Origin of the sequence: Vibrio profundum (genome assembly GCF_050337555.1) — a bacterium.
GTDB classification, from domain to species: domain Bacteria; phylum Pseudomonadota; class Gammaproteobacteria; order Enterobacterales; family Vibrionaceae; genus Vibrio; species Vibrio profundum.
The window spans coordinates 36,279-46,576 of the sequence record NZ_JAKJTA010000026.1; the positions used below are offsets into that span (position 1 = coordinate 36,279).

The following is a 10,298-nucleotide window of genomic DNA, read 5'->3' on the forward strand; positions in this document are numbered from 1 at the left end:
TATGCCTGACGACAAATCTCCTAAAAAAAATCGACGTAAAGCATTAAGTTTCTCTGCACTAACGGCTGTCTTTTTCTATACGGCTGGGGCGGCAGTGGTTATGCTCACCTCGCTGAAATCAAGCTTGGTCATGTCCCTTGTCATAAATTTAGGCATCGCATTAGTCGTCGGGCTTATTACCTATTGGCTTTTTAGCCGATTTTCGAGCCCAGCGAAAAAGCCTAGCGAAGATATTGAAGTGATTCACCGGCGAGCAAAATTACTCATTGCCCACTTTAATCGGATGAAGAAACTGCAGCAGCAGAAAAGGCGGTTTGATAGTAAATACGACCACCCGATCTACATCATGCTCAGCAACAACCCCCACCAAGATAAGCCCATTATTACCCAAATGGGTTATGAAGCGTATAAAGTCGACGATTTTGGTAACGATATCGACTTTCCAATTTTGTTTTGGCTAGGGGAGCACTCGACTCTTATCTCCGTGAGTCTTGGCGATGACCAACACCCTGAATACTTAAAAACACTGTGCAAAAGCCTAAATAAGTGGCGACCGAGACAAGCTTGTAACGGCATAATCGTCACCACCGATGCTGCGCAGCTGCTGGAGAATAATGAAGTTGTCAGTAATCTTGCTGATGACTTAAAGTCACAAATCAAAACCTATAACCATTCCTTTGGCCTAAATCTTCCAATTTATAACTTGGTTACCAATATGGGGGGAATTGCCGATTTTTGCCAATTTTTCTCCGGCTTTGATGAATCTAAACGTGACGACGTATTTGGTGCCACTTCCCCCTATCAAAAACATGGGGGCATTGATGCAAACTGGTTTAATGAGGAATACGATCACCTAATTGGCCAATTGATTGCTAGCATGAGTAACGCGTTATCGGGTCAACTAAATCAAGAGTATCGCAACTCTATTGCCAGTGCGCCTTTGCAGTTTGGGCTCTTAAAACAAAACCTATGGGCGTTTTTACAACGCTTATATCGAGGAGAGCAGTTGAGTGATGGCCTGCTCTTTCGAGGATTTTACTTTACTCATAATGGTCAAGAACACACCCAACACGATGTACTGGCTAGTGCTATCAATCATTCATTAGGCAATGAAAGCTATTGCCAGCGCCCGCAAATACCAGTCCAGCAAACCCTGTTTGCACAAAGGATCATGACGCATGTTGTCCTCAATGAGCACGAACTGTCTGGCGTCAACAAACGCAAAGAAAATACCCTACTATTTAGCCAAACTGTCTACACCTTAGCTTGGCTGTTGCTACTTATTGGTACTTTGGCGATGATCAAATTGGACTTTGATTATCAAAATGCCCGAGAAGCACGCGCAGACACCATGTTAGAAAGATATAAGGAGTCCATTTCAGCCTCTCCTTATGATATTGAAAATCTTTCAGAAAACATTCCAAATTTATATTCATTACACCGAATATACAGTTTATATACTAAGCCTGACCCATGGTACGCCTTACCATTTGTGCTTGGGCCTAGTATCAAAAGTGAGGTAGAAAAAGCCTACTTTAGTGAACTGCAAAGTGTGTTATTGCCTTCGATGGAGAACATGCTCGAGAAAGATTTATTCGTCTATGTGAACCTCGAAGATCAAGCGAAAACTTTGGCTTTACTCAACGATTATCGCTTACTATTCAACCCGCAAAGGACAAATATTGAGGAGCTTAAGTCTTACTTTGTCAACTCACTTCAAGATCAAGGTAACGCAGATACCGTTAGTGTCGCGCAACTCCAAACTCTACTCGATGACGTATTCTCGCACGATCTCGTACCGAAAAACCCAAATATGGATTTAGAACGGTTAGCGAAAAAAGTGATCAACCAAACTGGAATAGAAACCTTACTGTACGATCACATCATTCATACGGCTAAGTATTCAAAACGAATCGATATTCGCAAAGAACTGGGTACCAACTTCAATTCACTATTTACATTTTCACCTAACTACGTAGGCTATCTTGTTCCTTACCTCTATACCCCAACTGGCTTTAACGACTTGGATCTATCCGTTGACTCCCCGGTGATTCAAGAGGCGCTTAAAGCTTATGAAGGTGTTGCAGGGACTGCGCCAAACGCACTCGAGATGTATCGCATTAGCCGCGATTTAAGGCAGATGTACCAAAACGACTACATCAATTACTGGCGTGGTTTTGTCAGCCACATCAAGGCAAAGCCTATTTCCAACCCTAGTGAATTGAACAGCACGCTCGCTTTGTTGGCCAACACTTCTGATAATCCAGTGAACAAACTGCTGACCGTCATCAGTAAGTACACGTCTGTTGAGCTGACAATGCCGAAAAAGGCCAAAACAGATCAACAAAAAGACGAAGCACAGCAAGCCCTCTCCCAAGATGCAGATACGAAAAAGTCAGCGCGGCAGATTACAGTCAACTTCCAAAACTATCACAATATGATGGCGGTAAATGCACAAAACATCCGTCCTATTGATAGCCTGCTGAAATCAATCACCAATGCAAAAACTTGGCTAGATAAGTTCTACTCTAGCGAGCAGCCCGAGAAACTTGCCTTTCAAACCCTTTCAGCGACGTTAAAGGTAGAAAACCCGATAGAGCTACTCGCCAAAGAAGCACCGAACCAACCAAGCGTTGTCAGTGGTTTGCTTGAAGACACCGCGACACAGAGCAACGAAATGGTGATGTCACTTGCTCACGAATACCTTAACTCCAGTTGGGATTCTATTGTCTACAAACCATATCAACAGACTATCCAGCCTTTCTATCCGTTCAATCTCAAAGCGAAAACTGACGCGAGTGTCGCGGATGTGAAAGCATTTTTCGGGACAGAGGGTATTTTGAGTAACTTCTACAATTCAACGTTGAAGAACTTTTTAGTGAGTAACAGCAACTCCCCTTACCTTCCGGGTCTACTACCGAATACCGGCTTAGCACTTTCACCAAAATTGTGGCAAATGATCGATAAATCCAAAGATATTCGCAGCGCCTTGTTCTTATCCAACCCGAACAATATCTCAATCAAGTTCCAAATGAAGGCGATTGACATGAGCCCAAATATCACTGAGTTTTCTATTTCGACAAACAAGCCCGTGTTTACCTATCGACATGGGCCGACACTATGGAGTCAACAATACTGGCTGGGTGAATCACAACAAGAAGACTTATTGAGTGTTGATGTAAATTCAGAGTCTAATTCTATTGCTAAAGAATCCTATCAAGGCAGCTGGAGTTGGTTCCGACTTCTTGAGCCGCGCGTTAAAGATGCGTCAGCGCAAAGTACCCAAGTTGAATTCGACTTTGGTAAAGAGAGGATTAGACTAGCGATAAAAACCCCAGGTCAGGAGAACCCGTTTGTTCCAGGTTTCTTCTCTGGTTTCAGACTGCCCAATGCCATCTAATCTAAACACAATGAATGGTGCCTTATCCGGCGCCATTCATTACCTCACTCAAAATGGCGTTCAATTCTCTGCACCAATTACCTCACGCGTTTATCTCGCAACACACCAGAATTACGGTAAGGTCATCATAAAGTTCGCCCTCAATACGACAACGAAACACTTGCTAAAAAACGAGGCTGAATTTCTCAATAACACAATCAAGGTGCTGCAGCGAGCTCCCTTCGATTATGCTCATTACCGAGGCATAGACTATCTGGTACTGAGCTATATCAACGGTGATACGCTTACCGATATAACCAAACGAAACCAGCCTCTTCCTTGGAACTGGCTTCCTAAATTCGAGCAACAACTACAACTCATTCATAATCAGGGATATATTCATGGCGACATCAAACCTGCCAATATTTTAATTAAAAATGACGGCAATCCCGAACTGATCGATTTTGGTTGCACATTAAGACTCGGCGCAAACTACAGTTCCACTCTTAACCATTCGCTATCACCGAGCTTCTCGGCGACCAACCCGCTCTACAAAGTTGGCTGTTCGACCCCCAAAGATGACTGGTACTCACTTGCAGCGACCCTGTTTTACATAAGTTCGCATCCATCCGAGAATAAACGTTCTCCAATCCTCGAAAACGATTCCCTCCCCTTAGCAAACTTACCAACGAGGTATCAGGTATTGCTCTTAAAACAGCGCGAGAAGGCACGCGACTTATACTAGACTGATAGAAGACAGAATCGATTGGGTGAACAATATGGCAGTACAGCTCCCCCCTCACGGGAAGTGGGAAATGAAGTTTGAAGGCCGTGTATTGCTCGTCGCCACTTCTGGTTCAACAAATAAAGAAGCAAGTATAGCGTAGGAGGAAGAAATGAAGTGCCACGTCTTGAATTCAGAGGATAAGGATTTAACACCGTGGGTTTTATTAAATGACTGCCGAGATTGGAATACAGCCCTTCCTGAAGCATCTGAAGTTGTAGAGGATACTGTCGCATGGATGATGGTACACAACTGCATTTTATTTTCTAATGTATTCTCGAAGAAAATACATACATTCTCAGCAGATCAATTATTTAATGGACAAAGCATCGTTCGATTCTCTTTTGATTATGAAACTGCCCATCAAGATTGTCTAGATGTGCTTAGCAAAACAGCATCCAACCCGTGATTTCGTTGTTACGAAACCAACTCATTGAACTATTTCCCAAGTTCGAATTCCCCATAATATTGATTTAACAATTAGATGAAAGCCCCCACATACCAAGTTGTGGAGACCTGAAAGAGAAGTGTCTTTCGAACTACTTAATCAAACACTTACCTGACGCTATTCCCATAATTCTTTTGAATCATGCGTAAAAATAGCAATGGCACTAAACCAATAAAAGCTAAGCCATAAAATGGTAATGCCGCACTGTTCATCGATGCACTCGGCAAGCCTCCACCTAAGCTCATAAATACTGAGATCAGAGCAATACCAACTGAAAACGCTATCTGGGAAGACAAATTATTTAAAACATTTGCGCCATTTAGTAACTTCTTAGGTAACTCTGAAAATGCCAATGTACTGTATAAGCTAAATTGCAATGAACGCATTGCTCCCACTAGAAAAAGCATAATATAAATACTATGAATATCATTCATACTCGTCGAACACCCAATAATGGCTAATGAACTGATAATGGAGGCGAGTATTAGCGGTTTCTTGAAGCCGAATCTTGATAAAATCTTAGTAGTAAAAGGTTTCATTAAGAAATTACCCACAAACATGACTAGAATAATATTGCCAGACATAATTAACGACAAACCTAGCTCAGATTGAAGGTAAAGTGGAATCAATATAGGTAATCCACTCACCGCACAGCGACAAAAGCTCCCTGCAACTAGCGTCCATTTAAAATTATCATCTCGGATCCAAGATTCAACAGATACAATTGGGTGGAGGGATTTTTTAATGTGTGCGACTAACATTGCGCCAAACAAAACGCTTCCGATCAGCAGCCCCCATGGCAATGCGCTATCAACACCGAAATCGCTCAACCAGTCTAAACAACCCAATCCTAGCGTTAAGGTACCTGTAGAAAGGAAAAAGCCTAACCAGTCAAAGTCGGAGCGAGTAACTTCACGGTTATCTGTGGGCAAGAAATAAAACACAAGCGCCAGTAAGCAAAGTGCAATAGGCACATTGATAAAGAATATCCAATGCCAAGAGTAGTATGTGGTGATAAAGGCTCCAAGAGAAGGCCCAAAAATTGGGGCGACTAAACCTGGCCATATCAATATAGATATTCTTCTAGCTAAGTCTTCTTTTGGGCTGTTTTGTATTACAAATAGCCGACCAACAGGAACCATCAAAGCCCCTCCGATGCCTTGTATCAACTCTGAGCCCATAAACATGGAAATATTGGTACTAAGGCCACAGCCTAACGAACCAACAACAAATAAAACAATGGAAAATAACAGGGGTGGCTTACAACCATAGTTTTTGGCAAGCCAACCACCAACGGGCAGAAAAATAGCCAATGTCATTAGATAAATAGCCATTGCCATGGTTATCGTAGTGGCTTGCACGGACAAGCTGTTGGCAATGTTGTGGATTGCAGTGACAGCAATGGTACTGTCTAATTGCTCAATAAAAAATGCAATAGCAATCAGAAGCGTTAAGCCTGTCAGGCGAGATGAAGATATGGAGGTGCTCATAATGGAGTTCCCTCACTGGACGTTAACTGGAAAGTTAAATAAATCATAATTTCTCCTATGTGGCTCGATGGCATAGGAAAAATCAGATACGCGCCATCGAACCATAAATTGTTTATGGTTATAGCGCGCTCGATAACGTCAGCGCTTACGGGCTAAATAAGTGTTATTTAGCCACCCATGTAAGTCGGGCTTTGAATTTTGGATTGTAGAGAAAATTTATTTCTTTTGCAATAGTATATTAACAGTGTCAACTCTCTGTTAGGGGGGTACTACCAAAACCATGGCTAATATCATTTGAGTGCTTTTAAACGGCAAAAATTCAGAGTGTTAGAAATCATCCCCCAGCTATATTGCATTCATATCCTAAAAGAAACATAATCAGAGCAACTTTATGCAATACATTTGACTAAAACCTAAATTCAAGGCGCAAGGATGCAGCACGAAAAAGCAGACTATAAAACAATTGATATTTTCAACGGCATGGAAATGGTAAAAGCAGAATACAAACACCAATCCTTTTCCAAGCATGTACATGAAGGCTATACGATTGGCCTGATTGAAACCGGTGCTCAGAGGTTTTATCGAAGTGGCAGCACTCACGTTGCGGGTCAGGAAAGCATCATCTTAGTTAATGCGGATGACGTACATAATGGGGAGTGTGCAACCTCAAACGGTTGGAAATACAGTGCTATTTATCCTACTCCCGCCGATTTTGAAGCACTTTCGTTTGATTTAACAGGTAGCAAATCAATAACCCCTTACTTTACTGATTCTGTTATCCAAGACCAAAAAATCACTTCCCAACTTAGGTTAATCTTTGAATGCATTTCAAATAACGAATCTCTTTTACTGATCGAACCTCTTATCTATGGCACCTTAATAAACCTAGTGAGTGCTCATGGTCGCCCTATACATAGACCACCCGAGCAACAGGTAAACCTGTGTTACCTTCAGCGTGCAAAAGAATTTATCCATACTTACGCCAAAGATTCGATTTCATTAGACCAGCTCGCAACTATTTCTGACTGTAGTAAGTACCATTTTATACGCCAATTCAGCAAACGATTCGGACTATCTCCACACGCTTATCAAACTCAAGTTAAGCTGCAAAAAGCGAAAGATCTACTAAAATCTGGCCAATCTATCTCTCACGTCGCCACAGATTGTGGATTTTACGACCAAAGCCACTTATCGAGGCACTTTAAAAGAACCTTGGGGACGACCCCAAAATCCTTTCAAAAAAGCAATTTTATACAATAAAGATGCTTAGCTTCTTTATAAGTTTAGCTTACGTCAAACGTGAGCTAAGTTTATGTATCATATATCTACAACCTATAAGCATACTTTCCAGCAAAACTTAACCGTTATAGGATCCGCTGCTACTTCCATACTACCGATTTCCATCGCAGTTATTCCTTGGGGGATCTTATGTGGTTCATTGGCTATTCAATCAGGTCTCACTCCTTTGCAAGCTCAGCTAATGTCACTATTCGTGTTTGCCGGAGCCGCACAACTTGCAAGCCTCTCTCTAATGAATATAGCGAGCCCGCTACTGTCGATTTACTCGTCTACGTTTGTGATCAGCGCAAGGCATTTGCTTTACTCTGCCGTGTTTGAAAAACACGTCAGGGAGCTATCTTTATTTAAGCGGTTATGCCTAGCCTTTTTCCTCACAGACGAGATGTTTGCCATTAGTTGCGCGTATATCGAAAAACATAAGCACTTTAGTTACTTATATTCACTCACGGCAGGTGTCACTTTTTATCTTGCGTGGAATCTATCGACCTTAATAGGACTGTCATTTGGGCAATATTTCGGAGACCTTGATAAATTAGGCTTAGATTTTGCCATTGCCGCTACTTTCATTGCCATCGTAGTTCCCACCATTAAGGATAAAGCAACTTTATATTCAGTAGTCGTTAGCGCAGTTACTGCTGTGATACTCCATCACATGGGTGTAAGCCAAGGCCTGATTATAGCCACTGCCTTTGGTATGACTGTAGGTTATTTAACAACCACAAATGGAACTCAATCATGATAGGACATTTTAACTTAATATTAATCGGAATGGCGGCAATAACATTTGGATGTAGGTATCTGTTTTTTTCTCAATCACTACCCATAAAATTAAATGAATCAAGCAGGAAATTATTACGATTCACAGCTCCATCCGTTCTAACCTCCATGTGGGCTCCAATCGTATTTGGCCTACATGGAAATCATGATGGGAATATGATAAATAGCCCTTACCTTTATGCGGGAGTTATTACCATTATGATTAGTTTAAAAGTCAAAAACACATTCATAGTCGTCTCATCAGGGATGGCGACATTTATTATACTAAAATACGTAACACAAATATAAGGAGATATTGAGTTGAACAGTAACATTAAAATATCAAATGAAATAAGAAATTCATTTAGACATTTGCCTTTCCAAAGTTTCTGGACATGGATAACAGGTAAAGAAATATATGGAAGAAAAAGATTATGGCATAGCACTCGATATGAAGCGTTATTGTGGTCTTCGATATGGTTATTAGGTGGATTTCTATCATCCATTTACATAACAAATAACAACCTGAACCTCATTCTTCTATTACCCTCAGTTATATTTAGTGCGTCAGGTGCTCGGTACATCGTAGCTACAATGATACATCAGGCAGTGCACAACACCTTATTCGAAAACAAAACTCTCAATAGGGTATATTCTGAGGTGTTTTCAACGATATTACTAGTCCAGCCTTATGACAGCTATAAGAGATTTCATATCGTTGAACACCACAGTGATGACTTTTCAACCATGAATGACAAAGACTTAGCTGCACTATATAAATTAGGGTTCAAACCTGGTAGTAGTGTTAAACAAATGAAAAAAAACCTATTTCATCTTTGTATAAGCCCTATCTTTCACATCAACTACTTTTATGGAAGAATAAGATCCAACCTAATAGGAGTACCTCTATATCGGTTAGCAATGACTATTACATGGCTGACTGTCATCACATTCTTAATGTATAACTCTGGGGCTAAGCTCAACTATTATATCACTCGTTATCCCATTTATATTTGTATACCAGTCAAGTTCATTACTTCATCTAATCACTGAGCACAAATGGATTATCAAAGGCAATGATACGTCATCTGAACAGGCACATATAAGTAACTGTCTAGGCCGCTTTTGTGGTAGTCGGTTACCTAAGAAATCAGATAATATGCCTATTAACTTTTTTAATTACACCTTATGGATAATATCTCAGATTACATATCACCTCCCGATTCGCATGCTAGTTTTACAAGGCACACTAGTTGTCCACGATTGGCACCATAGACACGGTGCTCACCCTGATTGGGCAAATACAATACAACTGAGAGAGAAATGCATTAAGGAACAAATAGATACGAGCGGAAAAAGTGATTACGTAGATATTTGGGGATTTCACAACATTTTAGATTACTGCTTGACTGCAATATCGGAAGAGGAAGTTAACGAATCACATAACTCAAAGTATGAATTTAGACTAAATTAAATTTCAAGGACTTATAAGTGAATATATTCAAAAGAAATAACAAAGTAGAAATGACAATAAACGTAAAAAAAATAAAAGCTAACAAAAAGAAAAGCATTCTATCTAATTGTATATCTCATGGCATTGATATAAGTTACAACTGTGGTGCTGGGTTATGTGGAAAATATAAGTTCACACTAATATCAGGCGAGGTAAAGAAATCACACGAGAATAAGCACGGGTTTCTAGCCTGTTCAGCTTACCCTATAGGTAACATAGAGATCTCCGTGTATTAACGATGAATATGAATGTATAAATAGTTCACTACCTTTGAAGGAAATACTAAGTTAGGTCATAAATCCAATTAATTTTAAATTAAAATAATCCATTTTAAAAACCATTCATGAATCGAAATAACCATACTTAGTGTATTATACGGCGTTGTTGCCCAAATCGATTGAACCTTTTTCCATCCTTACGATCTGATCTTTTGAGAATGATTGTTGGGATACAAAAATGGGTAAGTCGAAAGCTAAAATCACGAACTGGAGAGCATACAACCAAGCACTCTGTCAGCGTGGCGGGGTTACTTTTTGGATTGACGATTCAGCGGTGAAAGCCTGGAAATGTATGACCCATCACGGCAAGAGAGGTCGAGGGTTTCAATACACCGACACGGCGATTGAAAC

10 protein-coding genes are annotated in these 10,298 nt (G+C 40.6%); 9 read left to right on the plus strand and 1 reads right to left on the minus strand.

The features are described from left to right. Position 1: 1 nt before the first annotated feature. The 3 genes from tssM (at position 2) to L4C34_RS18795 (ending at position 4,572) form a co-directional block, all read left to right on the plus strand. Entirely contained in the window at positions 2-3,400 is a 3,399-nt protein-coding gene (gene tssM, locus L4C34_RS18785; protein ID WP_428790854.1) for a type VI secretion system membrane subunit TssM, read from the plus strand. Further along, positions 3,390-4,124 (plus strand): serine/threonine protein kinase, encoded by a 735-nt coding sequence (locus L4C34_RS18790; protein WP_428790855.1) that lies wholly within the window; start codon positions 3,390-3,392, stop codon positions 4,122-4,124. The genes tssM and L4C34_RS18790 overlap by 11 nt, the downstream gene beginning before the upstream one ends. Before the next feature lie 151 nt (positions 4,125-4,275). Next, entirely contained in the window at positions 4,276-4,572 is a 297-nt protein-coding gene (locus L4C34_RS18795) for a hypothetical protein (protein ID WP_428790856.1), read from the plus strand. A gap of 146 nt (positions 4,573-4,718) precedes the next feature. Here the strand turns inward: L4C34_RS18795 and L4C34_RS18800 are convergent, their stop codons facing one another. Continuing rightward, the gene (locus tag L4C34_RS18800) at positions 4,719-6,101 is read right to left on the minus strand and encodes an MFS transporter (RefSeq protein ID WP_428790857.1); all 1,383 of its coding nucleotides are present in this window, start codon (positions 6,099-6,101) and stop codon (positions 4,719-4,721) included. Between the two features lie 432 nt (positions 6,102-6,533). Between L4C34_RS18800 and L4C34_RS18805 the strand changes: the two genes are divergently transcribed. The 6 genes from L4C34_RS18805 to L4C34_RS18830 form a co-directional block, all read left to right on the plus strand. Then, positions 6,534-7,361, plus strand: a complete 828-nt coding sequence (locus L4C34_RS18805; protein WP_428790858.1) for an AraC family transcriptional regulator — start codon at positions 6,534-6,536, stop codon at positions 7,359-7,361. Positions 7,362-7,413: 52 nt separating this feature from the next. Beyond that, positions 7,414-8,139 carry an AzlC family ABC transporter permease gene (locus L4C34_RS18810; protein WP_428790859.1) on the plus strand — a complete coding sequence of 242 codons (726 nt, stop codon included), beginning with the start codon at positions 7,414-7,416 and terminating at the stop codon, positions 8,137-8,139. Further along, positions 8,136-8,465 (plus strand): AzlD domain-containing protein, encoded by a 330-nt coding sequence (locus L4C34_RS18815; RefSeq protein WP_428790860.1) that lies wholly within the window; start codon positions 8,136-8,138, stop codon positions 8,463-8,465. The genes L4C34_RS18810 and L4C34_RS18815 overlap by 4 nt, the downstream gene beginning before the upstream one ends. A gap of 153 nt (positions 8,466-8,618) precedes the next feature. Continuing rightward, complete coding sequence (locus L4C34_RS18820) at positions 8,619-9,209, plus strand: fatty acid desaturase (RefSeq protein WP_428790864.1); 591 nt, start codon at positions 8,619-8,621, stop codon at positions 9,207-9,209. A gap of 471 nt (positions 9,210-9,680) precedes the next feature. Further along, entirely contained in the window at positions 9,681-9,905 is a 225-nt protein-coding gene (locus tag L4C34_RS18825; RefSeq protein WP_428790865.1) for a 2Fe-2S iron-sulfur cluster-binding protein, read from the plus strand. A gap of 220 nt (positions 9,906-10,125) precedes the next feature. Then, the coding region (locus L4C34_RS18830; protein WP_428790866.1) for a transposase at positions 10,126-10,298 on the plus strand (173 nt) is incomplete at its 3' end.

Coding starts and splice junctions, on each gene's coding strand:
- tssM (WP_428790854.1), top strand. CDS start 2: ATGCCTGACGACAAATCTCCTAAAAAAAATCGACGTAAAGCATTAAGT.
- L4C34_RS18790 (WP_428790855.1), top strand. CDS start 3,390: ATGCCATCTAATCTAAACACAATGAATGGTGCCTTATCCGGCGCCATT.
- L4C34_RS18795 (WP_428790856.1), top strand. CDS start 4,276: ATGAAGTGCCACGTCTTGAATTCAGAGGATAAGGATTTAACACCGTGG.
- L4C34_RS18800 (WP_428790857.1), bottom strand. CDS start 6,101: ATGAGCACCTCCATATCTTCATCTCGCCTGACAGGCTTAACGCTTCTG.
- L4C34_RS18805 (WP_428790858.1), top strand. CDS start 6,534: ATGCAGCACGAAAAAGCAGACTATAAAACAATTGATATTTTCAACGGC.
- L4C34_RS18810 (WP_428790859.1), top strand. CDS start 7,414: ATGTATCATATATCTACAACCTATAAGCATACTTTCCAGCAAAACTTA.
- L4C34_RS18815 (WP_428790860.1), top strand. CDS start 8,136: ATGATAGGACATTTTAACTTAATATTAATCGGAATGGCGGCAATAACA.
- L4C34_RS18825 (WP_428790865.1), top strand. CDS start 9,681: ATGACAATAAACGTAAAAAAAATAAAAGCTAACAAAAAGAAAAGCATT.